Origin of the sequence: Myxococcus sp. AB025B (genome assembly GCF_006518215.1) — a bacterium.
Lineage (GTDB): Bacteria > Myxococcota > Myxococcia > Myxococcales > Myxococcaceae > Myxococcus > Myxococcus fulvus.
Genome location: NZ_SRLW01000070.1, coordinates 1 through 26,587, shown reverse-complemented (window position 1 = coordinate 26,587; position 26,587 = coordinate 1). Strand labels below are relative to the sequence as shown.

The 26,587-nt window shown below is 70.8% G+C and carries 20 protein-coding genes; 10 read left to right on the top strand and 10 right to left on the bottom strand.

Going from position 1 to position 26,587, the window contains the following annotated elements; genetic code table 11:
- Positions 1-79 precede the first annotated feature (79 nt).
- A complete protein-coding gene (locus FL311_RS14345; protein ID WP_141325705.1) occupies positions 80-1,777 on the bottom strand; it encodes a GTPase in 1,698 nt (565 codons plus the stop codon).
- Between the two features lie 259 nt (positions 1,778-2,036).
- Between FL311_RS14345 and FL311_RS14340 the strand changes: the two genes are divergently transcribed.
- Positions 2,037-2,933: a dimethylarginine dimethylaminohydrolase family protein gene (locus tag FL311_RS14340; RefSeq protein WP_141325704.1), complete on the top strand. Its 897-nt coding sequence runs from the start codon at positions 2,037-2,039 to the stop codon at positions 2,931-2,933.
- Complete coding sequence (locus FL311_RS14335; RefSeq protein ID WP_141325703.1) at positions 2,926-3,723, top strand: hypothetical protein; 798 nt, start codon at positions 2,926-2,928, stop codon at positions 3,721-3,723. The genes FL311_RS14340 and FL311_RS14335 overlap by 8 nt, the downstream gene beginning before the upstream one ends.
- Before the next feature lie 15 nt (positions 3,724-3,738).
- On the opposite strand, the gene FL311_RS14330 is transcribed toward FL311_RS14335, so the two are convergent.
- Positions 3,739-4,392: an MBL fold metallo-hydrolase gene (locus FL311_RS14330; protein ID WP_141325702.1), complete on the bottom strand. Its 654-nt coding sequence runs from the start codon at positions 4,390-4,392 to the stop codon at positions 3,739-3,741.
- Between the two features lie 142 nt (positions 4,393-4,534).
- Here FL311_RS14330 and FL311_RS14325 point away from each other — a divergent pair, with 142 nt between their 5' ends.
- Complete coding sequence (locus FL311_RS14325; RefSeq protein ID WP_141325701.1) at positions 4,535-6,418, top strand: lipase maturation factor family protein; 1,884 nt, start codon at positions 4,535-4,537, stop codon at positions 6,416-6,418.
- Positions 6,419-7,003: 585 nt separating this feature from the next.
- Here the strand turns inward: FL311_RS14325 and FL311_RS14320 are convergent.
- A complete protein-coding gene (locus tag FL311_RS14320; protein ID WP_141325700.1) occupies positions 7,004-8,509 on the bottom strand; it encodes a hypothetical protein in 1,506 nt (501 codons plus the stop codon).
- Positions 8,510-8,903: 394 nt separating this feature from the next.
- Here FL311_RS14320 and FL311_RS14315 point away from each other — a divergent pair, with 394 nt between their 5' ends.
- From FL311_RS14315 to FL311_RS14305, 3 genes are all read left to right on the top strand, one after another.
- Positions 8,904-9,293, top strand: a complete 390-nt coding sequence (locus tag FL311_RS14315) for a hypothetical protein (RefSeq protein ID WP_141325699.1) — start codon at positions 8,904-8,906, stop codon at positions 9,291-9,293.
- Positions 9,294-9,303: 10 nt separating this feature from the next.
- Complete coding sequence (locus FL311_RS14310; protein WP_141325698.1) at positions 9,304-9,540, top strand: hypothetical protein; 237 nt, start codon at positions 9,304-9,306, stop codon at positions 9,538-9,540.
- Positions 9,541-9,696: 156 nt separating this feature from the next.
- Positions 9,697-10,533 carry an Ig-like domain-containing protein gene (locus tag FL311_RS14305; protein ID WP_141325697.1) on the top strand — a complete coding sequence of 279 codons (837 nt, stop codon included), beginning with the start codon at positions 9,697-9,699 and terminating at the stop codon, positions 10,531-10,533.
- Positions 10,534-10,596: 63 nt separating this feature from the next.
- On the opposite strand, the gene traB is transcribed toward FL311_RS14305, so the two are convergent.
- From traB to FL311_RS14285, 4 genes are all read right to left on the bottom strand, one after another.
- Complete coding sequence (gene traB, locus FL311_RS14300; protein WP_141325696.1) at positions 10,597-12,216, bottom strand: outer membrane exchange protein TraB; 1,620 nt, start codon at positions 12,214-12,216, stop codon at positions 10,597-10,599.
- Entirely contained in the window at positions 12,213-14,384 is a 2,172-nt protein-coding gene (gene traA / locus FL311_RS14295) for an outer membrane exchange protein TraA family protein (protein ID WP_228556869.1), read from the bottom strand. The genes traB and traA overlap by 4 nt, the downstream gene beginning before the upstream one ends.
- 233 nt (positions 14,385-14,617) lie before the next feature.
- Positions 14,618-15,688: a hypothetical protein gene (locus FL311_RS14290; protein ID WP_194869201.1), complete on the bottom strand. Its 1,071-nt coding sequence runs from the start codon at positions 15,686-15,688 to the stop codon at positions 14,618-14,620.
- A gap of 126 nt (positions 15,689-15,814) precedes the next feature.
- On the bottom strand, positions 15,815-17,560 hold the full coding sequence (locus tag FL311_RS14285; protein WP_141325693.1) for a GTPase: 1,746 nt from the start codon (positions 17,558-17,560) through the stop codon (positions 15,815-15,817).
- Between the two features lie 115 nt (positions 17,561-17,675).
- Between FL311_RS14285 and FL311_RS14280 the strand changes: the two genes are divergently transcribed.
- A complete protein-coding gene (locus tag FL311_RS14280; protein ID WP_141325692.1) occupies positions 17,676-19,046 on the top strand; it encodes a thioredoxin family protein in 1,371 nt (456 codons plus the stop codon).
- Positions 19,047-19,056: 10 nt separating this feature from the next.
- On the opposite strand, the gene FL311_RS14275 is transcribed toward FL311_RS14280, so the two are convergent.
- From FL311_RS14275 to FL311_RS14265, 3 genes are all read right to left on the bottom strand, one after another.
- Entirely contained in the window at positions 19,057-20,208 is a 1,152-nt protein-coding gene (locus tag FL311_RS14275; protein WP_141325691.1) for a metallophosphoesterase, read from the bottom strand.
- Positions 20,208-21,332: a helix-turn-helix transcriptional regulator gene (locus tag FL311_RS14270; protein WP_046716674.1), complete on the bottom strand. Its 1,125-nt coding sequence runs from the start codon at positions 21,330-21,332 to the stop codon at positions 20,208-20,210. The genes FL311_RS14275 and FL311_RS14270 overlap by 1 nt, the downstream gene beginning before the upstream one ends.
- A 471-nt stretch (positions 21,333-21,803) precedes the next feature.
- Positions 21,804-22,208, bottom strand: coding sequence for a hypothetical protein (locus tag FL311_RS14265; protein ID WP_141325690.1), 405 nt, complete (start codon positions 22,206-22,208; stop codon positions 21,804-21,806).
- Positions 22,209-22,218: 10 nt separating this feature from the next.
- On the opposite strand from FL311_RS14265, the gene FL311_RS14260 reads away from it, so the two are divergent.
- From FL311_RS14260 to FL311_RS14250, 3 genes are all read left to right on the top strand, one after another.
- On the top strand, positions 22,219-22,650 hold the full coding sequence (locus tag FL311_RS14260) for a hypothetical protein (protein WP_141325689.1): 432 nt from the start codon (positions 22,219-22,221) through the stop codon (positions 22,648-22,650).
- Positions 22,647-25,490, top strand: a complete 2,844-nt coding sequence (locus FL311_RS14255; RefSeq protein WP_228556868.1) for a DUF4105 domain-containing protein — start codon at positions 22,647-22,649, stop codon at positions 25,488-25,490. The genes FL311_RS14260 and FL311_RS14255 overlap by 4 nt, the downstream gene beginning before the upstream one ends.
- Positions 25,491-26,188: 698 nt before the next feature.
- A partial coding sequence (locus FL311_RS14250; RefSeq protein ID WP_141325688.1) for a hypothetical protein occupies positions 26,189-26,587 on the top strand: 399 nt, incomplete at its 3' end.

The window sequence follows — 26,587 nt, the reverse complement described above, 5'->3', positions numbered from 1 at the left end:
CTGCCGCGAGTCCGGTCGCGACACGCTCATGGCCACGACGGACGGCACGCACACGCCGGGCCAGCCCGTGGTGTCCATGTCACCGGAGCGCGAGGATTCGCCGCGCGGCCTCCCGCCCGGGGCGAAGGCCATCATCGACGGCCTCTCCCAGCCGCCGGCCCAGGGTGGCCAGGGTCTCGACGAAGCGCGCGCGCCCGCCCGAGCCCGCACGGCGAGCGGCCCCAGCGAGACTCGCTGAGGCCAGCAGCGCGCCCGCTCCGGCGAGCAGCGCGAAGAGGGCTCCCGCGTTGACGAAGTAGTCCAACGGCAACAGGGGGCCCTCCACGTAGGCCCGCACCACGCGGTAGCCCACGTGTCCGAGCAGCACCAGCAAGGGCAGGTTGATGAGTGGCAGCACCAACCACCGCGCGGTGCGCCACCATCCCGCCACCGCCTCCCCCACGCCCGTGGTGACGGTGTAGCGCCACGCGGACGCCCGCGCCGCGCGCACCTCGTCGAGCAGCACGTCCAACTCCGGCACGCCGAGCACCGAGGGCTCCAGGCCTCCGGCCCGCGCGATGCTGCGCGCCTCCGCCAGCGCGGTGCGCGCCGCGGACTCCACGCCGAAGTCGTCCTCGAAGGGCTCCACCACCGTGCTCTCCGCGGCGCGTGCGCGCGTGTGGCCTCGCACCGCGTCCACCACGGTGGACGCCGCCGCCACCGCGAGCCCCGCGGGCAGGCTCGCGCGTCCCACCAGCGCCGCCGCGCCCAGGCCGCTCGCGCCCCACAGGGACAGTCGGAGGCCCCACGCCGCGGGCCCCCAGAAGCGTCCACCGGCCTGTCGTCGCACCTCCGCGGCCAGGTGGCCATGCGCGAGCTTGAGGCGTGAGTCGAAGTCCTCGCGCAGGCCCTCGGAGGCCTTCTCCATCCCGGAGCCCAGGGCCGTGCGCGTGCGTCCGAGCAGGGTTTCCGTCTCCTCGAGCGCGGCCTTCACGCGCGAGGACACCTCCTCCAGCGCGCCCATCGCGTTGCCGCGTCGCACGCGCGCGGCGATGGCCTGGGTGGCGAGTCCTCGGAGGTGGAAGAGGAGCGGGCCGAACTCGCCGGACACGTCGCGGCCGTCCTTCGCCGCCTGCGCGCTGATGGCGAACACGGGGACGTCCTGGGGCGAAAGGCCGTACTGCTCCGAGGCGACGCGGCGCACCTGGGCCTTGAGCGTCTCGCGCGACTCGGGGGACAGCTCGTCGGCGAAGTTGAGGATGAACACGAGCGCGCGGCGGCGGGCGAACTCGGTGAGGAACTGGACCTGGGTGGCCTCCGCGACGCTGCCCCGGTGCATCACCACCAGCGCCACGTCCGCGCGCTCCAGCGCCGCGCGTGCGACGTCGCGATGCGTGGTGGCCACGCTGTTGAGGTCGGGTGTGTCGATGAACACCTGTCCGCCCCAGAGCGCCTGGGGGCCGGGCAGGTAGCGCGTGACGCGGGCGCCGGACTGGGCCAGCGAGTCGGCCGCGGCGCCCTCGGGGGCGAACACGGTGGCGACGGTGCTGGTGGGGCGGTCCACGCCCTCGCGCGAGAGGGGCTGGCCCGCGAGCGCGTTGAGGAGGGTGGACTTGCCGGCGCCGGTGGCGCCCACGAGCGCCACGGCGAGAGGTGCGTCCCGGCTCGCCACGCCGCGCGCGTAGTCGTCCACGAGTCGCTCCAGGCGCGCCGCATGCGGCTGGAGGGCTGGCAGTTCCAGGGCGGTCCGCAAGAGGGACCGCAGGGCTTCGGGCTCGGGCAGGCTCGTCTCGTCCACGGGGAGGGACAGCCTGTCCTGCCCGTGTCCCGGGGGCCAGCGCGAATGTCGTCGGACGTGCGCCAGCGTTCAGTGCGCGCCGGTGGCCTCGTGCACGACGGTGCCGGAGCGGGGTGCTCTCTCGGAGGGAGAGTCCGCCCTGGCCGCTTCCCGGGACCAGCACGAATGTCGCCGGGCCTGCGCCTGCGTTCGGTGTGCGCCGGTGGCCTTGTTCGTGGCGGTGCAGGAGCCGGGCGCTCTCGGGTAGAACCAGGGGGGCATGGAACTCTTCCTCATGTCGCCGCCGGGGCGTGGCTGGGCACTGCGAGGACGCAACAACTTCCGCAGTCGGGAGGCGCCGCAGGTGGACGCGCGCAAGGCCCGACGCGAGTGGCTGGCCCTGGCGCGAGCCATCGAGGCCCGCGGCGGCACGGTGGTGGTGCTGACCTCGCCGTCGGAGCTGCTCACGGGCATGCCCTACGCGGCGGAGTGTGGACAGGTGGTGGCGCGCGAGGGACGTGCACCCTGGTTCGTGTTGCCCCGGATGATGAGCGAGCACCGACGCGCCGAGCGTGAGCACTGGGCCTCGCTGGCCGGGCGCATGGGCTTCGAGGTGGTGGACCCGGGCGTGGGCATCTGGGAGGCGCACGGAGACGTGGCGCACTTCGACGGTGTCACGCTCCTGTTCTGGGGCGGACGCACGACGCTCGAAGGGCTGGAGGCCGCGGCGCGCTGGTTCCCAGGGGAGGTGGTGCGCGTGCAGGTCCGCGAGCCCGCGTTCCACGGCAACATGGCGTTGTTGCCGCTGCCCGCGGTGGACCGGATGCTGGTGTGCCCGGAGGTCATCGCGCCCGAGTCCTTCGCCCGATTGCGTGAGCGCTTCGGTGACGCGCGGCTGCTCGTGGTGACGGAGGACGAGATTCGTCGCTACGCCACGAATGGACTGCCGCTGGGGCGGGAGCTGCTCGCGCCCTCGGTGGTGCCCGGGTCGGTGCGTGCCCGACTGGAGGCGCTGGGGATGCGGGTGGTGTCGCTCGACATGGGGGAACTCTGCGAGAAGGGCGGTGGCTCCTCGCGCTGTCTCGTGTCGCGAGCGGTGATGGAGGATGGGGCGGTGAGCATTCCGGACGAGGCCCGCCTGGCGGCCGTGGCGAGGGACATCGAAGCCGATGCGTGACACCGAGGCCTTGACGCGACAGGCGGAGGCCTTCTTCTCCGCGCATCCCGGCGTATCGCTCCTGGCGCTGGGCGCGGGTGAGCACGCCGAGTCGATGGACCTGTCTCCGTTGGGATTGCCGGCGACGTACCTGCCAGCGGAGCGCAACCTGTCGCTGGCGGCGCAGTACCTCGCGCTGAATCAGTTCGCGTTCGGCGGCATCGGCGTGCCGCGCTGGGTGCTGTCGGACCTGTACCTGATGCCGGGCGCGATTGGCCTGTTGCGCTGTCCGGCGAGGATGCTGAAGCCGGAGGTGCGCGCGCATCTGGGGCTGGAGGACGAGGACCCGGCCATCGGCGCGGCGTACTACGCGGCGCCCTCGGTGACGCCGGGGCTGTTCATCGGCGTGTCGCTGTTGAGCTTCCTGCCGGGGACGGGCGCGGGCGCGTGGGTGAAGACGCTGACGTTGAGCATGCTTCGCGCGAAGCGGCTGCGCGGCGTGGCCCAGTGGGACAACCCGAGTGTCCGTGTCCACTCACGACTGGGGCCGTTGCGACTGGTGGGCCGGGTCCCCGGAGGACACGAGTACGGCGAGCGGACGTTCGTCTACGAGACGGACCTGTCCGACGGCGCGCGCGTGGCGGAGGCGATGGAGCGTCGGCTGTCGCTGCCGCACTCGCGTCGAATCGCCGTCACGGACCTGGCGGAACTGGGTGCGCTGCTCGACCGCGCCGAGGCGGGCGAGCAGCTCTACCTGGTGCCTCCGGGGGTTCAAGACGGCCATGTCCTGGTGAGCGAGGACGTGACCTGAGTGACTCCGCCGTGCTCACGGTGAGGGCGCGGCGGGGGCGTCCATGTCCTCCTGGAGTGCTCGACGGAGCGCGCTCGCGCCGTCCTTCAGGATGGGCTCGCCGTGCGCGAAGCAGAGGACGTCCACGGTGAGGTGGTCGAGGATGCGCTGGACGCTCTGCCGCGTGCGCAGGGGTTCATCCTGATATTCGCTGGGGACGAACTCGGGCGTGCCCTGGCTGTCGTGGGTCAGCAAATCCGAGATGAAGGCGACACCGCGAGGATGCTTCTGCATCCACAGGGTGAACATGGCCACGGCGGGTCCAGGCGTGTGGAAGGGGAGCAGTCCGCCCGGCAGCGTGTCTCCGGCCACGTAGATGAAGTCGGGCTTGTCCTCGAGTCCGTACGCGTTCTCCGGGGCCCACACCGGCGCGCCGAAGGCCTTGCGGAAGCGCCACGCGGAGCGCTGGTGGTTCCCCGCCGTCAGGATGATGGCGGTGACATCGCCGAGCTCGCGCAGCTTCGCCTCGTCGATGGGCAGCGGGTCGATGAGGATGACGGAGCCATCCACGTCCACCACGGCGTAGGCATCGCTGCGCGTGCCGCCGATGCGGTTGTCGGTCACGGTCCAGTGGTGGATGCCCGGCACCAGCTCGACCAGTCGCTTCGCCTTCCCCTTCGGCTCACTCATTCGGTGAAGCTAGGCACCCCCCGGCGATGTCCAGGGGGCACCAGGTCTTCCCGCTCGCCCGCCCGCCACCCCGGCCCTGGAGCGACCACCGTCGGAACCCGGGTGACGGGCCTCACTCCCTGGCCGCGCCCATGCTTCGTTCATGGTGGGTTCACACACGCTCGAGCAGGGTCCCTCGCTGCTCCTGTACGACGCGGACTGTGGCTTCTGCCGCCGTTGGGTGGCGCGGTGGAAGCAGCGCAGCGACGGAGGCGTCCGTTTCCTGCCGGGGCGGAGCTGGCTGCTCCTGCTGCTCGGCATTCCCCGGCGGAACATGCGGCGCGCCACGCAGCTGGTGGAGCCCTCGGGACGGGTGACGCAGGGTGCGGAGGCGGTCTTCCGCGCGCTCGCCCGGTCGCCGCGCTGGCTGACACGCGGCATGGCGAAGCTGGGGTTGCTGCCGGGCGTGCTGGGCGTGTCCCAGGTCGTCTACGGCGTCATCGCGCGCAATCGCCGCGCGGCCTCGCGGGTGGACCGGTGGCTGTTCGGGAGCACGGTGGTTCCCCGGGACGGACGCCAGGTGCGCTGGCTCTTCCTGCGACTGACGGGAGGCGTGTTCCTCATCGCGTTCACCTCGCTGCGGCCACAGGTGCTGGGGTTGTTCGGCGCGCGCGGCATCCGTCCCGTGAAGGACCTCGTCGAGTCGGACCTGCGCGAGCAACCGGCGCTCGAGCGCTGGAGGCGGCTTCCCACCGTGTTCTGGTTCGACGCCTCCGACGCCGCGTTGGTGCGAGGCTGTCGGGCGGGGCAATTGCTCTCGCTGGCCGTCATCTTCAACGTCGCGCCTCGGAGCGCGCTCGCGTTGCTGTGGGGCCTGTATCTCTCGTATGCGGCGGTGGGGCGTGAGTTCCTCTCGTTCCAGTGGGACGTCTTGCTGTTGGAGATGGGTCTGCTGTCCGCGCTCACCGCGCCCTCGGGGATGAGGCCGGGGCTGGGGCGCGCCTCGCCCACGTCGCTGGAGGTGTTCCTCTTCCGGCTGCTCGTGTTCCGGCTCTACTTCGGCTCGGGGTTGAGCAAGTGGCAGTCCGGGGACAGGACCTGGCGCGAGCTGACGGCGTGTCGGCACTACTACGAGACCGCGCCCCTTCCCACGCGGGGCGGATGGTCCGCGCATCATCTGCCCGTGAGCCTGCAGCGTGCGTCGACGGCGGCGGTGCTCGCGCTGGAGGTGGCGCTGCCGCCGCTCGTGTTCGCGCCGCGTCGTCCGAGGCAGCTCGCCTTCGGCGCGTTCTCCGCGCTCCAGCTCGCCATCATGGCCACGGGCAACTACGGCTTCTTCAACGTGCAATCGCTGGTGCTCGGCCTGTGGCTCCTGGACGACGTGAGCCTGAGGCGGATGCTCCCCTTCCTGCGCGAGCCTCCGCCCCCGTCGAGGCGCGGCGCGGGCTGGGGCAAGGTCGTGAGCGCGGGGCTCTTCGGTCCGTTGCTGGTGCTCGGCGCGGCGGACATCCTCCTGCGGTTCGAGCGGAGCGCGCGTCTGCCAGAGCGGGTCCAGCGTTCGCTGTCATGGCTGCACGGGTGCGCGCGTCCGCTGCGCTCGGTGAATCGCTATGGGCTCTTCAGCGTGATGACGGTGGAGCGGCCTGAAATCATCGTCGAGGGCTCTCGCGACGGCGAGCACTGGGAGCCCTATGGCTTCCGCTACAAAGTGGACGACGTCACCCGGCCGCCCGTGCAGGTGGCGCCGCATCAACCCCGGCTCGACTGGCAGATGTGGTTCGCCGCGCTGAGCGCGCCGCCCAGTTGGTTCATCATGTTCCTGGCGCGACTGCTGGAGGGCTCGCCCGAAGTGCTGTCCCTGCTCGCGCGCAACCCCTTCCCGGACGCACCGCCCCGCCAGGTGCGCGCGGTGTTGTACGACTACCGCATGACGGACGTGGAGGAGCGTCGGCGCACGGGCGCGTGGTGGACGCGTGAGCGGCGGGGGCTGTACCTTCAACCGCTGGCCCTGGCGCCGGGAGGCCCCTTGCGTGCGGCGACGACGTAGCACTCGAGGTCGCTCGACGGGGTCGCCTTGGGTGAACCCAGTGCGTCGCTGCTCGCGGTCGACTCTCCGGCGTGTCCGAATGTTCCCGCCTGGACGGTGTGAGCGCTGACGCAGGGGCCAATCCTGATAGGGGGGATTCGTGATGACGGGCCTCGTGGCGCGAGCGCGGCACGCTGCTGGCCACCATCGGCTACACCTACGCGGTGGAACTGAGCGTGGACGAGGCGCCGCGGGCTGGCGCCACACAGGTGCGCTTCAGCCGGCCTGTCTCCGTCTATGTCGACAACTTCCTGGGCTTCTCGGTGGGCGCCGTGGTGCCCGCTGGCTACTACGACAGGGAACACCGTAGCAATATGACGAGAGCCCCGATGACCGGCAGCGCACCTGGGCCAGGCGCCCGACCGCGGGCTTCGTCATCGAGGGACCGGAAGGCAGGTCGGTGACGCCGTGGCGGTACAGCAGCGCCACCGTGGTGAATGTGCCGGACTCGAGCCAGTTGGGGGACTGGTACCTGGACGCCCATCAGACGTACGACGTCTGGAGGGGTGTCCTGTACCTGGGGCAGACTCAAGCATGGCGCGAACGCTATAGCGTCCCGCAGGCGACTGGGAGATTGCAGGTGGTGGCGTCTGCGGGGAGTGGAGGAATGGAGGAGCAGTCCCTCACCGGCTCCCCCATGTAGCAGCCGCGACAGCACCTGTAGGCCGTGGCGTAGCCCGTGGGAAATGAGAGAGGGAAGGGGATCGGCGTCCCGTCGCAGTAGGACGCTTGTGCCACGGCGCACGTGCTGCAGCGGTAGAAGGTGTAGTCGGTGACGCGGCATGAGGTCAAAGCGGGATCGACCCCGCTTCCAGCGACATGGCCCGCGAACACCTCACAGCTCCCCATCACATTCTCGACTTGCTTTGAGCCGCAGGACAGCTTCCTGCTGCCGTCGGAGCAGCGAGCGCAGTCAGCGGCGGGGTCTCCACCTCCGAACCCATCAAGGGTGCAGCGGCTGCAGAACCGGGAGCAAGACCAGACCTGGTCAGTGCCGTCATCTACCGCAGCGTGTTTCAGGCCGGTGCTCCAATGCAGCAGTTCGTGGAGCAGGGTGCGGTCGAGCCCCTGGGAAGCGGCGACGACACGCGGGGCGATATTGATCCGGTAGGGACCAGACCTCAGCTCCCCCAGCATGGAGGGAGGACCTGGGTCGGTCGCGGCACGAATCCCTGGACACTGGCCGCCACAGCCGATGTTCGTCGTGATGCTGCCGCTCAAAGCTCCCTTGAGCATGGCTCCGAGAGTGCTGTTGACGCCCACCAGGCACTCGACCCCAGCTAGGAGCTTTTCGAGTGCCTCCAGGATTCTGGCCGTTTGCTCGGGGCTGCAGGCCCCAGTTGCAGGCCCTGTGACGATGTGGATGGCCGGCAGGGCTGCCATCGATGTCGTCGACGTGAGGTCGGCGGGGAAGCCGGCCATGCTGTCGCAAGAGCCCGCGGCCCATGTCACGTCCTTTTCTTCATCGGGGTGCGGCTGGATCGCGGGGACCTCTTCGTCCGACTCGACTCGCCACGCGCGCCCGCCCCCATCAAGGGTCATCATTCGCTCCTGGATGACTCTGAGGTCACCGCGGTCCCCAAGTTGAGTGCGCCGACGATCGAACTCGCCATCTCTGTTCGTATCGTCAAGCCACACTTGCACCATGACACCGGCATCATCAAACGAGCGGTCATAGTGGTAGTCGGGGCGTGAGTCCTCGTCGTAGTCGCCCCAGTGCGTGGAGCCCTCACCGACGCTTCGTGTCGTGAGGACCGGAAGCGTTCCCTGATTGTTGAAGTATTGGATGATGCGTGTGCCACCATCCTCCACCCGGGAGACGATTCTGGTGGTCGAACCGTCCCGGTTTGGGACGGTGATGGTGCCGCCGTTACGTTCGACCGCCATGACAGCGTGCAGTCGCTGTGCGGATTCGTCCCAGCCGGCATCTATGATGACGTGGTGACGAGGAGCTGGAGTACCGCTGTCGGCCCTTTCACCGGGTGGGTTGTCGGGACAGCCCATCAGCGAACCTGCCACCAGCACTGAGACTGCTCGCCAGGTTACGTGCATTGCCGGTGTGCTCCCCGCGTTGGAGCCCGAATACAATGGCATCGTCGAGCACTCACTTGCCCTCGAGGGCAACGTCGCCCATCTCCCAAAAATGGCGACGTGTGGCAGGGAAAGGCTTGTTGGCCTCTGGGCAGCTTCAATGCGGTTGACGCGCGGCATCAGACGCCGCAGGACGCCGCGCACGCGCCGGACCCGCGGCAGCGCCGCACGCGGCGCAGCTCGCCGGACGTACCGCCGAGACGCACGGCATCTGCGCCGCCCAGGACTTGACGCCGACACGTGTCCGTACGACTCCTTGGGGGCCACGACGACTGATGCTTGATGTCGAGCGGGAGATGGCAGAGCTGGATCCGGGCCCTCTCAATCGAGAACCATGGGCAGGAGATGGGGCTCCATGATTCACATGGGTGCTGTCATGGGAGGCGGCGAACTCGCGGACTCACCGATTCGCGTCGCCATTCGTAAGATTGCACGGGCACGAGGACCCAAGCAGGAGGATGAATCTGGCTCTCTCGGCATTGTGTTTCACGTGCCAGGCTCCATTCTGGGGAACGAGTTTGCTGGCGTTCGCACGGGAATGCTCTCGCGAAGTCAACGAATGCTTCAGGTGCGAATTTCCGTACCAGAAGAGCAAGTGGAAGCCCCTGATTACCACTGGCTGCTGGAGCGGATGCGCGAGGCCATCCGGATTGCTCGACCCCGGTTCGAGCGGGCTCGAATCGGATATCCCGAGGCCGAGTATCTGGCGACCATCGACAGGGTTGAGCAAGGGCTGGCCCCGTGAGGCCTCCCTCGTGCCGAGGTCCTCGCACGACGAGCGCCTCTCGGGCGGGCAGCTCGGCGTGGTGATGGATGTCCCCTCGGACGCGGCCCAGGCGGCCAGGCCCCGCGTGCGGGTCATCCAGGGCGCGGGCCGCACGAAGGCGGACTACGTGGTCGACCTCGCGGAGCCCGGCCAGCGGCTGAACATCGTCGCGTCCCTGGACTCCACCGAGAGTGACTTCAACGTCCCGCACTTCCTCTTCGCCTGAGGGCCGCGGAGCCGCTGGGGGCGGGAGGATACCGCCTGTCTGGACGGACGCTCCCGCGCGACGGGGGCCGGAAGCTGTTCGTGGGTATCACCGGGGCCGGCGCGCGTGGTTAAGATGGGCGCTGCTCCCGCCCTCGCTACCGTTGTCGACGCCGCCGTGAAGACGCCGCGCATTCCTTTTCGTTCCGTCCTCCTCGTTGTGCTCCTCGGGCTCCTGAGTGCTTGCGGTCCGACGCCCGGGTCCCTGACCTTCCAGCCGCTGGAGTCCCAGTTCCTGCGCACGCCCGGGCAGAGCGTGAAGCTGGACTACGTCGTCCTCGACACGGAGGGCGAACGCATGCGCGAGCCGAAGCTGCGCTGGACCAGCTCCGCGACGGACGTGGCCCTGGTCCAGGACGGCGTGATGACGGTGCGCAAGTCCGGCAAGACGGTCATCGGCGTGACGGGCGGCAAGGTGCGCGAGGCCCTCAACCTGGACCTGGTCATCCTCAACTCGCTCGACGTGCGCGCCCCGGGCGCGGACTTCCTGGAGGTGGGGCGCACCATCAAGCTGCGCGTGGTGGCTCGCAACGAGCAGGGCGCGTCGCTCCAGAACGTCACGCCGGAGTTCCGCTCGTCCGACGAGTCGGTGGCGAGGGTGGAGGACGGGCAGGTCGTCGCGGTGAAGCCCGGCTCGGCCACGGTGAGCGCGAGCCTGGGACACCTGGCGCGGCACATCGCGGTGCAGGTGGTGCCGGCGGACTTCGCGAGGCTCGGGCTGAACCTGACGCATCACCAGTTCCAGCGGCGCGGGCAGTCGGTGTTGCTGCTCGCGCGGGCCTTCAACCGCAACGGCGTGGTGCTCGACAGCGTGCCGCTGGAGTGGTTCACCTCGGATGCGTCCGTGGTGTCGGTGTCCAAGGATGGCCGCGTGACGGCCGTGGGCCCCGGGCGCGCCGTCGTCTCGGTGGTCGCCGGTCGTCGCCGCTCCGCCGCGGAGTTCGTCGTCCCCTGAGTCTGTCGCGGGCGGGCACGGGGAGCGGACTCCCACGTGCCCGCGAGCGGCGACGGCTCGGGCCTACCGCTTTGGCGCGGGAGGCTTGGGGCCCGGCTGCTTCTGCCGGGGGCGCTTGCCCTTCTTGTCCAGGTCATCCGGGCAGGGCGGACGGGGGCCGTCGCTCGGCGGCTGGATGGTGAACTCGACGCGGCGGTTGAGCGCCATGCCCTCCTCGGTCGCGTTGTCGGACAGCGGGCGGCTGCGCCCGAAGCCCTGTGAGCACACGCGCTCGGCCGCCACGCCCGTCTCGACGAGGAAGCGCATCACGCTGGCCGCGCGACGACGTGACAGGTCCAGGTTGTACGCGTCGCTCGCGCGAGCATCCGTGTGGCCTTCCACCAGCACTCGGTCCATCTCCGGGTTCTCGTTCATCACCCGGGCGACCTCCTCGAGGATGGGGAACGACTCCGAGAGGATGACGTCCTGGTCCGTGGCGAAGTTCACCTGCTCCAGGATGACGATCTTGTTCTTCTCCCGGCGGGCCAGGGGGCACCCGTGGCGGCCGCGGCCACCCGCGGGCTCATCCGGGCACCGGTCGAGTCGGTCCACCACGCCGTCGCTGTCGCGGTCCGTGTCCGGGCAGCCGGCGTTCTCCACCGGGCCGGGCACGTCCGGGCACTTGTCTCCCGCCCCAATCACGGAGTCCCCATCCGGGTCGACCGGGGGCGGGGGCGGCGGCGGCGGCTCGGGCGGCTCCTTGAAGCGCTCCAGCGCCTCCCACTCGCGCGTCTTCGCCGGAATCCAGATGATGGACGTGAAGAAGCTCAGCGTGGGCGAGGCCAGTGAGCACCCGCAGCCCGCGCCACCGCCGAAGGTGAACGTCACGCCGGTGGAGCTGTACCAGCGCAGGCCGATGAGCAGCTCCGCGGGAATCTGTCGCTCCGCGCCGGGGGCCTTCTTCAGGGCCACCGCGCCGTTCACCGCGCCGAGCGCGGTGATGCCGCTGCCGCGCAGGATGGGGACCTCGGCGCCCAGGCCGAAGGGCGCCATGTCCCCGAGCGCCACGCCGTCGAAGACGCGGTCCGGCCGCTTCCAGAAGCCGCCGTTGAGGGCCAGGAGGATGCCGTTGCCGAAGCGGTAGTCGAGCACGAGGCCCGGTGCCCACGTCAGCTCGCCATCGCCCGCGAACGCGTCCTGCGCGCCCGTGGGGAAGCTCACGTTGAGCGTCATCGCGGCGCCCCAGCCCTTGCCCTCGGCGGGGCGGCGCAGGCCGGGGATGGCCACCTTGCCGGTGAGGCGCAGGTCGCCGAGCACGAAGCTCTCCACGCTGCCCTCGGTGCCGATGACCTCCAGGTTCTGTCCGCCCTGCGCGAGGATGAGCGGCAGGTCCACGCCGAACTCGCCCCAGTCGAACAGGCCCACCATGGCCATGACGTCCAGTTGGAGGCGGTTGCCGACGAGGCTGATCTTCTCGAGGTCTCCGCCCTCGGGGACGAGGGTGAGGGGGTTGAGCGAGTAGCTGAGGTAGGGCCCCGCGGCCACGGACAGGTGCGACAGCGGACGCGACTGGGTGACGACGACCAGGTCCTGGGGCGCGGCCGACGGGCGGAACAGTTGGACGTCGAAGCGGGCGTCCGGCTGGGCGGAGGCGATGCGGGCCCCTCCCAGCGCCAGGAGGAGGGGCAGATGGAAGGGTTTCATCGGACGCGGCGGTGGGAGCGCAGGAGCAGCAGGCCCGCGGCGAGCAGGAAGAGGATGGTGGCGCTGCCGGCCGGGGTGGCGTCCTCGGTGGTGCCGCAGCAGAAGGCGCCGCCCTGAGGGTCGGTGCCGGGCTTGCGACGGCCGCGCTCGCACTGCTGGGTCTTCGCGGAGCAGTGCTGGACGCCGAGGCAGTCGTTGCTGTCTTCGCAGGACTCGGAGCAGGTCTTGTTCGCGGTGTCGCACGTCCCGCCGCAGGGGCAGTGGGCGTCGGCGAAGCACTCCACGCAGGCGGCGCCGTCGCAGACGAGGCCCGCGTCGCACGTCACCGCGCAGGCGCCGGCGTTCTCGCAGGTGCGGGTGGTGGGGTTGCACTGGCCGCTGCCGCAGTCGTCATTGTTGCGGCAGCCCACGCAGGCGCTGTTCTGGACCGAGCCGTCGGAGAGACAGAAGGGTGCGTCCACGTCGCAGGCCTCGCAGCGCGAGCCGCAGTGTCGGTCGGTCGTGCAGGAGCTGCATTCACCGCTGAGGCAGAACAGGCCGTCGCCGCACTCGAGGTCGGTGCGGCACTGGACGCAGACCTGGCCGTCGAGACAGAAGGGGCGCTCGCCGGGGCACTTGGCGCAGGCGGGGCCGCAGGCCTCGGCGGTGTTGCACTCGGGGATGGCGGCGACGCAGGTGCCGTTGAGCGGGTCGCACTTCTGGCCCTCGGCGCACTGGTCGTCGGTGGTGCACTCCACGCACGAGGGCGAGGCGCCGGGCGTCAGGGCCGCGCACTGGGTGCCGTTGGGGCAGCAGTTGCAGGAGTTGCCGGCGCAGGCGTCGTTGGTGGCGCAGGGGCCGCACTGGTGATTGCCGCAGACCTCTCCGCGAGGGCACTGCGAGTCATTGTTGCACTCGCGGCACTCGTGGATGTCGGTCGCGCAGACCTGACCGTTGGGGCAGTGGGCGTCCTCGGTGCAGGGCACGCAGGTGGCGGTGGGCTCGTCGCAGACGGTGCTCCCCGGGCAGTCGCTGTCATCGTTGCAGCCGGAGCACTGGTTGGTCGCGAGGTCACAGCGGCCGGTGTTCGGGCAGTCCTCGTCGCCGTTGCATCCGCGGCACGTGTTGTCGGTCAGGTCACAGCGGCCGTTCGGGCACTGTGAGTCCTCCGTGCAAGCCACGCACTGGGTGACGCCGTTGAGGTTGGCGCAGTAGGGGGAGGAGGGGCCACAGCGGGTGCAGGACGCGCCGCAGAAGAGGGCGGAGTCGCAGGGTGCGCAGAGCGCGGCGCTGTTGCAGTAGTAGGAGGTGCCGCAGGTGCTGTTGCCCTGGGAGTTCGCGTCAGCGCGGTTGCACTGCTCACAGCGATTGGGGGAGCCGGCGTAAGCGGGGAGGCCGTTCTCCGTCTGGAAGAACTGCGCGGGCTGGAGCAACTGGAAGCCCGAGGTGTAGAGATTGATGATGGGAGGGGTATTGGCTGCCCGCTCGAAGTCCGAGAATGCGCCCGCGTGCAGCGACATCTCGAGGGCTGCGTGCTCGGTCACCTGCGTGTAGAGGATCTCGACGGCATAGAGCCCGGGCTGCGCAAACGTCACACTGTTTGTGGTTCGCCAGGTGGGGGCTCCGAGCTGCGGAGGCCGGTTGATGACTGTATAGGATTGCTGCCGGTCATAGACGACGAGACTGATGGCGTCGTCAGTATAAAACCCCAGGTGCAATGCTTGGCCACTGAGCGAGGCGGGGATATTCAGGTAGCCGCGGAAGCGTGAGACAAAAGGTGTCAACGCGTCATTGTCGTTGATGATGTTGAAGCTACATCCACCCGTGGAGCAACCTGGGGCCGTAACCTGGCCCACGAAGTCGCCATAGCTCAGCGTTCGACCGTCGTTGAGGTTGTTGGACAGGTCGAACGGCGTGCGGAGCACGGTGGTGACGCGGGTCTGCCGGTTGGTGGCGTCCTCGAAGTACCCGTTGATGACGTCGAGGTACGTGCCTCGGGTCTGCGGAAACTCGCCGAGGGCACGGGTCCACACATTGGACGCGACACACAGGCCCTGTCCGTTCTCGTTCAGTGCGGGGACGATGGGCGGCCCGGAGACGACGACGTCAGGGAGCTTCTGGCCCCAGGCAGGGGAAGCCAGGAGGCACACCGATAGGACGGCGAGCGCGAGCCGCTCGATACTGAACAAGGGGGATTTCAAGGCGGGGCCAGCATGCTGGAACCCTCTGACAAACTCAAATCCCCGGACACACGGGCCATCAAGCGGAGATGTGACGTGGCAGGTCAGGTGTTCCCAAGATGACCTGAGCCCCAACTCCGGCGCGGATGTGTCAGATAACCGGAAGAGTTGGAAAGTCCCGAGTCACGCGTGTGCGCACGAGTCCTACGCGGCGCGGACCTCGCCGTTCCGTCCCGGAGGCGTCACGCCCGTCGGCAGGCCACATCCCCATCCTGCGAGCGGATGAACGCGGCGGTCAGCTCGGTGCCCACGGCCGCGCCCAGGACCTCATAGGTGCGTCGCCGCGCGCCCCCCACCACGGAGGGCTCATGTGCGAGTGACTCCGGGTGTCGCACGAAGATGTTGTACCCCACGATGCAACCATCGGCGCGCAGCACCGTGATTCCATCCGTGGCCATCATCCCGCGCAGCAACTGCCCCGTGGCACGCACCGCCGTCGCCGCCGAGAACGTGGCGTCCACGTGGTAGCGGTCCAGCAACGCCACCACGTCCAGAGGCCGAGGCAGGATGATTCCATCCACGAACAACGTGGAGCCCGCGCGCTCGCGAGGCAGCACCGCCACCAGCGTCCCATGGGACGTCTGCATCACCTCGAACAACACCCGTCGGAAGAACCCCCGCGCTCGCTCCCGACTGGCGCTCGCCACGCCCTGGGTGATGGCGTCCGCCAGCTCGTCGAGAACCACCGGCGGCGACGCCGACTCCACACGCGCACCGGACAGGTACACGTGCCGGCACAGCCCTCCGCCGGCGCGCAGCTCCAGCATGTTGTCCGCCAGCTGGAGCACGCCGACGACCCCCGCCTGCGCCTCCTCGACGCGGCGCAGCCGCTCCAGCGGTGACTCCGCGAGCGGGAACGGGTCCGTGCGGAACACGCCGTACGCGAACCCCTCCGGCACCCGCAGCAGGTACAGCGCCCACCACCGCCCCTGTCCCAACTGCGCGCACTGCTTCAGCGCCCGCTGGATGGTGGCGCGCGTGCGCGGCCCGATGCCGATGGCGAGGGGGTCATGCCCGCCCAGGAGCGTGAGCATCCGCGCCAGGTCATCCCCCACGAAGGCCATGGGGAACAGCGGGGCGCCCTCCTCGCGGTAGCGCGAGAGCGTGACGATGAGCTCGCCGATGGAGTCCGCCGTCTGCGCGCACGTCATCCCGGCTTCGTCCAGGAACGTGCCGACGGCGTCGGTCAGCAGGTGGCGGAAGGAGAGGACCGGAGGTGGGGAGCCCGGTGCGTCGGGGTCCGAGCCATTCATGACGCGCGCAGCATGACGCATTGTCGCCGCACACGCACGGGCGGAATATCGCCCGTCCTGTCCGTCCGTCCCGCCTTTTCCTCAGTGTCTCGGTTTCTCCCAGACGAAGAGGACGACGGCTCGGTCTCACGCCAGCTCGGCCCGGGCCGCCTCCAGGCGCGTCGCCGTGTGGTTCCACTCTTCCGCCAGCCCGTCGAGGTGCCCGAGCACGCCCGAGAAGAACCGCGCCTCCAGCGCCCGGGCCAGCGTGGCGCCATGTGCGTCCGCCCACTTCCGGGTGACGCGGGCACGCACCTGCGCGCCCAGCAGGTCCACGAACCGCTCCATCAGCGGCGTGGACAGCAGCGTCCCCGCCCACACCACCGCGTCATGTCCGAAGCCCCCGGTGGCGACCGTCACCACCGCCGCCGCGCCCGATGGCACCGAGTACACCAGCGTCGTCATCGCCTGGAGCAGCTCCTCGCGCATGCCTCCCTGCAGCTCGGCCGCCACCAGGTCGCGACAGTATGCGTACAGCGTGGCGCGGTCCGCCGCGTGGGCATGCAGGGCCTCGAAGCCCAGCGGCTCCTCCAGCTTCGCCAGCGTCACCGGCCCGAAGGCCTCCGCCAGCAGCGCGCGCGTCGCCGGGTCCCCGCGCCACGCGGCGACCTCCGGCGCGAAGGCATCCACCAGCCGCCGCACCCCATCCGTCAACGTCGCGTCCACCGTGCGCGTCGGCGTCTCGGCCCCCTCGGGCTCCGGCCCCGTGAAGGACTGCCGCACCTTGCGGCTCACGTACGTCAGCGCCGTGGCCAGCCCCCGGAACGGCAGCCGCACCCACTTGTGGAACTGACTGCGCGCATCCAGCTCGTCGCGGAACGCATCGATGAGCACGTCCGCGGGCACCGCCTTCAGGGCCGCCGCGGCGCCCACGCCCTCGAGCTCGTGACGCAGCCGTTGCCGCAACCGCTCCGGCTCGCTCGCCGCGCGCCCCGCCGCGAGCGCCACCGCGCCCATCTCCGCGCGCGCATCCGCGAGCGAGGCCTCCAGCGCCCGGGCCTTCAGCTCGCGCGCGTGCTCGGCCTCTCCCAGCAGGGAGCCCAGCGCGGGCTTTCCATCCAGCGGCACCGTCGCCAGGGGACGCAGGCCCGCCTCCACCTCCGGCTGGTGCGGCGCCAGGTAGCGCGCGAGCGGCGGATGGCCGACATCCGAGGCCAGCTTGTCCAGGTGCCCGCGCGCCACCTCCTCGCGAGAGGCCTCGTTGTAGACGAGCAGGTACGGCCGCCCATGGCCCACCGCCGCGCGCAGGAAGTCCACCAGCGCGGCGTTCTGGTACGTCTGCCGGCTCACCACGAACACGAGCACGTCCACCGTGACGAGCAGCGCCTCGGCGCGCTCGCGGTTCTCCCGGTACACGCTGTCGAAGTCAGGCGTGTCCATGACGAGCAGCCCGCGCGGCACGTCCTCGGCCAGCACCAGGTACAGCCGCCCGGAGGGCCCCGGCTGGTCCACCGGCGCCGACTCGCCCGATGCGACGGGCACCGTGTCGTAGCGGCGGGTGAGGAAGTCCTTCAGCGCGCCCGTCCAGGTCTCAGGATGGGCCGCCGCCAGACACTGCTTCGTCAGGCCTCCCTCGGGCCTCGCGGGCGACAGCGACGCGCCCACCAACGCGTTGAACAGCGTGGACTTGCCGACATTGTTGGGGCCGGCGATGGCCACCAGCAGCAGGGGCGCGTCCGCCGAGCCGAGGCGGGGCAGTAAATCCCGCCGCAGCCGCTCCGCCAGCCGCCGGGCCAGGTCCGCGTCGGAGGGGGCCGGGAACCGCTCGGCGGCAGGGAGGGCGTCCAGGGCGGACGCGAGCGCGTCACGCAGGGTGTAGGGGTCTCGCGTCATCGGAGGTCCGCGCACACCAGAGCATGTGCACGGGCAGGTGCCCAGTTGCTTGCGTGGTGGATGTCATTTTCGAGGCAGGAGCGAGCGGCGCCATCCCGGGTGTAGGGTTCGCGCCATGCGCACCCTTGTCGCCAGCCTGCTGCTCTGGGGGCTCGTCGGCTGCACCGCCGCGAACACGAACACGCCCGTGTCCACGGAAGCGGCGCACGCCGGAGCTCCCCTGCCGTTCATCGAGGATGACTACGCCCGTGCCCTCGCGGAAGCGAAGGCGAAGGGGGTTCCCCTCTTCGTCGACGTCTGGGCGCCGTGGTGCCACACCTGTCGCTCCATGAAGGCGTACGTCCTGTCGGACAAGTCGCTGGCGCGCCACGCCGACCGCTTCGTCTGGCTGGAGGTGAACACCGACCTGACCCAGAACGCGGCGTTCCAGGAGAAGTTCCCCATCGAGTTCTGGCCCACGCTTTACGTCATCGACCCGCGCGCGGAGAAGCCGCTCCTGCGCTTCGCGGGCAGCGCCACCGTGTCGCAGCTGGAGAAGCTCTTCGAGGACGGCGAGCGCGCCTACAAGGGCGGCGTCACCGGCGCGGAGGCGCTGCTGGCGCGCGGTGACGCGCTCCATGCCGAGGGCCGCTCCAGCGAGGCAATCGAGACGCTGACGGAGGCCCTGGCCGAGGCGCCCGCCGACTGGTCCCGCCGGGGGCGCGCCCTGGAGTCGCTCATGACGGCCATGTACGGCGCGATGCAGGTGGAGCCGTGCGCGAAGAAGGCGCTCGAGCTGCTTCCGGGCACGCCCCGCTCGCTGTCGTGGGCCAACGCCGCGATGTTCGGCCTGATGTGCGCGGTGTCCATGCCCGAGGACGCGGCCGGGGTGAAGGAGCTGCGCGCTGCCCTGGAGGCCAAGGTGGTGGACGCCATGGGGGCTCCCGTCATCGAGATGTCCGGTGATGACCGCTCGGGGCTGTACGAGGCGCGCCTCATGGCGCGCGAGGTGGCCAAGGACGAGGCCGGCAAGAAGGTCCTCGCCGAGGAGTGGCTGGCCTTCCTGGAGGCCGAGGCCGCCAAGGCCCCCAACCCCGAGGCCCGCGCCGTCTTCGACTCGCACCGCATGGGCGCGGCCATGAAGCTGGGCACGCCCGAGCGCGCCATCCCCGCGCTGGAGCAGAGCGAGAAGGACCTGCCCCAGGACTACAACCCGCCCGCGCGCCTGGCCACGCTGTACCGGACCGTGGGACGGCTGGACGACGCGCTCGCCGCGAGTGACCGCGCGCTGGCCCGGGTGCAGGGTTCGCGTCGGCTCAGCGTGATGTCCGGCCGGGTCGACATCCTCATCGCGCGCAAGGACAGCGCCTCCGCGGTGAAGACGCTGGAGGAGGCCCTCGCCTTCGCCAAGACGCTGCCCGCCGTGCAGACGTCGCCGCGCATGGTGAAGAACCTGGAGAAGAAGCTCGCCGGTCTCCAGGCCGAGGCCCAGCCCGCGCCCAAGTAGCCCGCGGGGCTCAGCGCGCCGTCGTCCGAGCGGCGGCGGCGCGCGTGTCCAGGTCGAACAGCTCGTAGGAGTCCACGGGGCAGTGGCTCATGCCTCCGTCGACGAAGACCAGCGCCGCCTGGGTGTCTCGCGGTGGCGGCGGCGCGCCGTGGGCGCAGTCCACCCGGGTTCCATCCGTCACCAGGTTTCGCACCACGCCGTCGCGCGGCGTCAGGTTCGTGACGCCCATCAGCTCCAGCACCCGCTTGTCGCGCGTGTGGCCCACCACCTGGGTGAGCCCCCTGGGAAGTCGCCTCGGGTCGAAGCGCCGGCGCGGCGTCTGTCGGGTGCGCTCGGCGTCGTCGGGCTTCAGGCTGGGGCGCTGGTAGAAGATGCCTGTGCCCTCGCCCCGCGCGGCGTTGCCCGGCTGGTGCAGGTGGGGCACCTCCAGCGGTCCGCCCTTCCACCGCGCCACCGCGTCATCCACCGCGCCGTTGAGCGCGCGCGCCACCGCGTCCGCGTCCGCGTGCTGCTCGGGGGCGAGCCCCACCAGGTCCAGGTCCTCCCGCGTCACGCCCGCGTGGAGCACGACGAGCCCGGGGCCCGCGGCGTGGGCGGTCCGGAAGCGCCGCGCGCGCAGGAGGAACTCCACCCACGTGCGCTGCGGCTCACGGAAGTTGCCGAAGTCGCGCGCCACCAGCTCCGCGGTGGGCACCTGGGGCCAGCGCTTCAAGAAGGCCTGCTCACCCGCCTCGTCCGTGTGGCCCTTCTGGTAGACGCGGTCCGCCTCCGCCTGCGCGGTGGCGAAGCTCGCCGCGTCGAAGCCCGCGAGCTCGCCCACGCGGCCCAGGTCATGATTGCCGAGCAGCAGGGTGACCTGGTCCTCCGGGTGCGCGGAGAGCCACGCCACCAGGGCCAGCGCGCTGTCCGCGGCGCGCTGACGCTCCTCGGGTGGACCCCAGTCGAAGTGGTCCCCCACGGAGACGAGCTGGACGTCGGGCAGGAGCCAGCCCTCCGCGCTCAACAGCCCGTGGTGGTCGAGGATGCCCAGCACCTTGTCGAAGTCCGCCTGCGGGTCCCCCATCACGAGGCGGCGACGCCGGAGGACGCCCTCGGGCGGGGCGGAGAAGGGGCCCGAGTCCAGCGCGTGTCGGGCGCGGGCGCGGGCGGGCGCGCGCGTCATCAGGACGTCTGGAAGAAGCGCGCGATGAGGGCCGAGCGGCTCTCCACGTGGGCCTTGGCGAGCAGGTGCGTGACGTGGACCTCGACGGTGCGCTCGGCGCAGCCCAGCCGGCCGGCGATGGACTTGTTCGTCTCGCCCTGGACGATGTGCGTGAGCACCTCCGACTCGCGCGCGGTGAGCGACCAGCGCGCGGCCAGGGCCTGCACCCGCGCCGCGGCGCTCGAGGCCGTGCCCGTGTCGATGGCCAGGTAGTGCGGAGGCAGCCCGGGAGTACGCAGCGGCGTGAGCGTCAGCGGGCCCGAACAGGGCACCCCCTGCGCGCCCCGGCGCAGCTGCTCCATCAGCTCCGGCTCACCACGGTCCAGCCACACGCGGCCCGCGCTGTTGGCGTGCACCACGCGGCCGCTGCGGCTGACCACCCAGGCGGCGCGCCCCAGGGCCTCCATCGCCACCTCCAGCGCGGTGGACATCAGCCCCGACTCGCGCAGCCGCGTCTCCATCGTCAGCCGCCGCTGCAGCGCGGGCGTCAGCGCCTGGAGCACGCGCTGCTCGCGCTCGGTGAAGGGCTCCTCGCGCATCAATCCCATCCAGCCCAGCAGCGCGGGGCCCTCGCACACCAGCGTGCGCAAAAAGGCCATGCGCTCCATCCCGAGCTGGCGATACACCGCCCCGGAGCGCACGTTGACGCGGTCTCGCTGCGCCTCCAGCTCCGCCTCGCTCAATCCCAGACGCCGCCCCACCTCATACGCGGGCAGGTCATGCAAGGGCATCTGCCGCGCCTCGGACTCCTGGAGCGAGCGGAAGTGCAGCGCCCGGTTGCGCTGTGCGGGCGCGGGACGTGCGGGGTCATACCAGCCCCAAAGACTCTCCCGGTCCGACAGGAAGGTCTCCAGCGCGTCGAAGACCGCCTCCGTCGGCTGCGGGAAACCCGAGCTGTGGGAGTAGCTGACGTGGTAGCGGTCAGGTCCTACATCCACGCCGTAGGCCACCGCGCGCTCCGCCTTGAGCGTGTCGCGCAATGCCTCCAGGACCATGGGCAGGGACTCAGACCCCGGCTCCGCCTCGACGAGCAGGGCCTCCAGGTCCGCCAGGATACGCTGTTCCTCGGAATTCAAACGAATCAAGGTATCCTGAGTATACGATGCCAATGAGTGGCTCCCACTATCCCACCCAGACGTGGAAGTTGTGAGCTGTTGAGCATTGAGCTGCGACATGCCCTGGAGTCTGAGATGTCCGGGTGGAATCCGACATCAGGGGTTCCCCGCATGGTATTCCTCTTGCGCTCGAGGAGACAATGAGGGGCAGGCCCACCGGGGGGGAGGGCCTTTCGCGGTAGGTTTCATGTGAGCGCGCGCCGGGGTCGAAAGTCGATGCCCGGCGCGTTGCCCTTGAACCCCGCACCTCCCCGCACCGCGTAGCGCCCGACGCACTTCCTGGGACGTCCGCTTCGCGCCTGGGGCCTGTCCTGGCCTCCCAAGGCCGCGAAACATCATGTGTCCCAGGCTCGGCACGTCACTGGCTAACTGATTCATGTAAATGAATTCCTTCCGTGAAATTGCACGGCGTCTCGTCATGCTTTCACGTCGAACGAATGCTCATTCATCAGGGAGGGTGTCTGGAATGACGACCAGGAGCTCGGCGCGTGCGTTGGGAATGGCGGTGTTGTTGGCGGTGACGGGGTGCAGGACACCCGGGGCGATGGGCCATGGCGGGATGAGCGCGTCGGAGGGCTCGTCGGATGGCTCGGGTTCCGGCTCGGGCTCGGGGGACTCGTCGAACGGGTCCGGTGACTCGTCGAATGGTTCGGGGGACTCGTCGAACGGGTCTGGGGACTCGTCGAACGAGTCGGGGGACTCGAGCGAGCGGACCTCGCACAGCTCGGAGGAGGGCGGCTCCAGCGAGTCTCGCTCCAGCGACCGCAGCGAGACGGGGACCAGCGAATCGGAGAGCGGTGGGGAGGGGAAGGAGTCGCGCTCGGAGACGAGCAACAGTGACAACAAGGACGGGCGCGTGGTGTCGGCGACGACGGTGGCGGCCACGGTGATTGGGCTGGGCGTGGTCATCTGGCGCGTCGTGGCGGCGGCGGAGCGCCGCAAGGGGCCTCCTCCCGAGGAGGTGGGGCGCGCGGCGCAGGTGTATCTGCAGTCGAGGACGCACCAGCTGCGCGAGGACCTGGCGCTGGGCGCGGGGCCCACGGTGGAGGACCTGGCGGCGGCGGCGAGCATCCGTCGGGAGAACCTGCCGACGTTCGGCCGGCTCCTGCGCGCGCACCGGCGGGAGCTGCTGGCGATGGCGGACACGCGGACGCTCACGGCCGAGCGCGCGCTGGCGTGGCTGGCGCGGGTGGGGGAGCTGGCGCGAACGGACCCGAGGCTCGATGAGGACCGACGCGCGTTCCTCGCGGTGCATGGGGAGGAGGTGGCCGCGGAGGTGGCGCGGTGAGCCGCGGCGTGGTGTGGCTCGTGGTGCTCCTCGCGCTGCCCGTGTGGGCACGAGCGGCGGGGGTGGTGCGCGAAGGGGGCTCGGAGCCGGGGGCCTCCCCGAACGAGGACTCGCTGGCGGCCCGGGTCCACGCGCTGTCCCGCGCGGGACTGGTGCTGCGAGACGCCGCGGCACGCGACGCCGTGCTCGTGCGTGAGGTGGAGGCGGGACTCCAGTCCCTGCCCCCCGCGATGAGGCGCTTCCCGGGCGGCCCGCTGGAGCTGGTGCTCCACGCCGAGTCCTCGCCGTTGGGCCTGGGAGACGGAACGCAGACACACCCCGACTGGTCCGAAGGCCACGCGCGCTTCCATCTCTACCGGTACGCACCGTCGAAGGACCGTCGCGCCACGCTGCGCCTCTCCCGGCTGACGGACGAGGACGCCGAGCGACTGTGGCGGCGTCGCGCGGTGGTGCACGCGGTGACGCAGCGGTGGGAGGACGTCTTCGCCTGGAGTCGAGAGACACGGTGGCGCCGGTTGTCCGGCTGGATGAAGCCCTTCGAGCGTCCCCTGGTCTGGAAGGAGCAATCACGCCTGCACTACGCGGGCGCCTTCAGTCGCGAGCGAGGTCAGCACAGCGCGGCCCTGGACCTGGTGACGTTCGCCGAGGAGCTGTTCGTCCCGGTGGAGTCCCTGCGCGAGGACGCGCTGTCCGTGGACGAGCAGGTGCGCTGCCAGGAGTTCTCCAAGACGCGCGCGCTGACGGAGTTGCTGGAGTCCTCGGGCCTGGGCGCCTGGCCCGTGCGCGCACCCTGTCCCGCCTTCGATGCCTGGGCCGAGCGCGACCTGCTCTCCCACCTCGAGGTGCTCATGGTCGCCGCCACGGGGCGACAGCCCGAGTCCCTCTTCGGACATCTCCTCCTGCGTCCGGTGTGGCGCGAGGGCGCCCAGGTGCGCGGCCCCTCCTTCGAGCGTGTGGTGCAGCTCGTGGCCCTCACGGGCATGGAGCCCAAGGGCCTGAGCTACGTGGTGAAGGGGATGACGGGGAGCTACGACACCGTCTTCCTCACCGGCACGCTGGGCGACCTCGCGCACGAGTCGCTCGAGCTCGAACAGCGCACCATCCGCCGCTTCCGCCTGCGCCTGACGCACGGTGAGGAGACGCGGATGCTCGAGCGCATCTGGGAGCTCGAGCGGCGCGGGTACATGGGCTACTACTTCTTCACCGACAACTGCGCGAGCGCGCTGCTCTTCCTGCTCAACGGTGTCCTGGAGAATGACCGTCAGGTGCGCCCGCCCGGACTCATGTGGGTCCTGCCCTCGGCGACGCTGGATGTGCTCGCGAAGCTGGAGGTGCTCGGCAAGGCGGGGCCCGCGGGCCCGCTGCTGGAGCTCATCCCGGACGCCTTCGAGTCCACGGGAGAGCGCGCCGCGCGAGCGGACAAGACGCGCCGCGAGGCCCTGGAGTCGCTCTCCGGACACGTGGACGCGCGAGCCTTGTCACGCCTCCTGTCCCTCCACGCGCAGCTGCAATCCCGCGAGCCCGAGGTCCGAGGCGAAGCCTACGCCGCGCTGCCGCGAGTCGTGACGGCGGTGCTCGACACCGCGACCCCCTCCGCGCGCGCCACCGTGCGCCAGACACTCCACGCCTACGTGGCCCACGCGGTGCGGGTCGAGCGCGCGGCGGTGGACCGCATGGACGGCGAGCGGCTGCGAATCGAACGCCAGCGATTGCTGGCCCTGAGGACGCCCGTGGCCGGCTCGGCCGAGGCGGGGATTCGCGAGCGCCAGCGGGTCTTCGAGCGAGAGGACGCGCTCCAGCGCAAGCTCGCGGTGCTGGACCGCACGGCGCTGCTCCAGCAGGCCCTGGCCACCGCGCCCCGTCGTCCACCGACGCCCGAGGAGCTGAAGGTCCTGGTCCGCGCCGAGCGCACCGAGGCCACCTTCATCCTCGCCACCGACGCCCAGGGCGCACTCAACGACGGCGTGTTCGCGGACGTGGACGCGGTCGCCTTCCTCGGTGAGGACCGTCGCCGCAAGGTGGCGGACGAGACGCGCTGGGCGGCCTCGGCGCTGCGCGAGTCGGGCGCGGCGCGCACGGTGGTGAGCGTGGGCGTGGGCTTCCCCGACACGGGCGCCGTGCGCCCCCTGGTCAGCGTGCGCACCGCGGGCCTCGCGGAGGCGCTGGGCGACGCGCGCCAGCACGGCTTCCAGGCGAGCAGCGAGCTGCGCGTCCTCGACGGCGAGCTCTCGCTGGAGCCGCGCTGGGGACCGCCGCGCGTGGTGTCCACGGACATGACGCTGGTGGGCTACCGCACCTTGCAACGAGAGCCGCTCGCGCTGCGTGGCTCCGCGTGGGACTCGCTGGGCTGGGGCGCGGAGGCGCGCGTCGCCACGGACACGGCGCGCGCGGAGCCCTACCGCGCCACCGTGCAGGCGGAGGCGCTGGTGGTCATCGACGAGGCCGCTCGCTTCTCGCGCTTCACGGCGGTGGGCGTGGGCGGGCTCGCGAGGATGCACTGGAGCCAGACCTCCCTCGCGCCCGCGGCGGGGCCTCGCTTCTCGCTGACCCACCGCACGGGGCTGCCGGGCTCCGGCGCCAACGCGGTGCGCCTGGAGGCTGCCTACGCACCCACCTGGCGCCTGGGCGACGCGCGCCTCACGCACGAGGCGGGCGCATGGCTCCAGGTGGAGCTGTGGCTGGGGCGCGCGGGGCCCTTCGGCGTGCTGCTCACTCCTCGCGCACAGGCCCGGTGGGAGGGCTCACTCGCTCCACCGTCACGTCGGGATTCACCCGCACCGTCGACGTGGTGGTCCGGTATGTCGGACCGTCGGCTGCTAGTCGGGTTGGAGCTGCGCTGAGGTCCTCGGTGAACAGGGGGCGGCTGGCCGCGCCCGTCACGGCGCCGATGAACGTGCCGATGACATGCAGCGCTATCCAGCCTCCGAAGCCCAGCCCGGAGAAGATGCGCAGCGAGTTGTTGCCGGCGAAGAACGACAGCCCCGCGAGGATGGCGGGCACGGCGATGGAGCTCACCACCGCCGCGGCCAGCGCGCGCTTCAAGGTGCGCGCATGGAAGCCGCCGAACACGCCGCCGATGAGCCCGTTGAAGAGCGGCACGAAGAAGACGACGAGGCTGGTGAGGACCATCGTCACCACGCTCACGTCGAAGCGGTTGTGCTTGAGGTGGATGCCATCGGGCTTCATCCCGATGCCCGGCGGCAGCTCCGCGTAGGAGAACTCCCGGTGTACGTCGTGCACATAGGGCGGAGGCGAGGTGCCCTTGTCGGTGCGGACCATCTCCATGGGGTACGAGCCTTTCGCTGCGGGCGCGGTGCACCCGACTCCCGTTCAGGTGGGGCTGGCGGCGGGCATCGGGAAGGGCCGCTGACTCCACCGGAGGGCGGGCCGGCTGGGTGGCCCCAGGCTCCTTCCAGGGAACAAACCCGGGAAAACCGCTTCCGTGCCCCGAGGGGCGGACGTGGTGGGGCTTGGCGGCCCGCCGTCTGCGGCTATGCTGCCGCGCCCGGTAGTCCCCTCACGTCCGTACGGAATTCCCATGAGCCTTCGTCGAGCCCTGCTGACCGTCGTCCTGTCCTCCACCGCCCTCCTGTCCGCCTGTGCCCTGCGCCCGACCTACCGGGAACTGGTGGCGCCCAACGCCGCCGAAGTCACCGCGGGCCAGACGGTGGCGCTGCGCGTGGTGGACGGCGCTGGCAAGCCCGTGCAGGGCGCCAAGGTGCGCGCGGGCGAGCGCCGCACGCGCATGAACCTGATCAGCGACGCGGACGGCCTGGTGACGCTGGAGACGAACGCCGACCTGCTGAAGGAGAACCCGCTGGTGGAGGTGGTGCTCCCCAAGGGCGTGTCGCAGTACCGCCTGCAGCTCGTGCCCTCGGGTCAGTCCCCCGCGGAGCAGGCGCCCCAGGCCCCCGCGGCCCCGGAGCCGGCGCCCGCC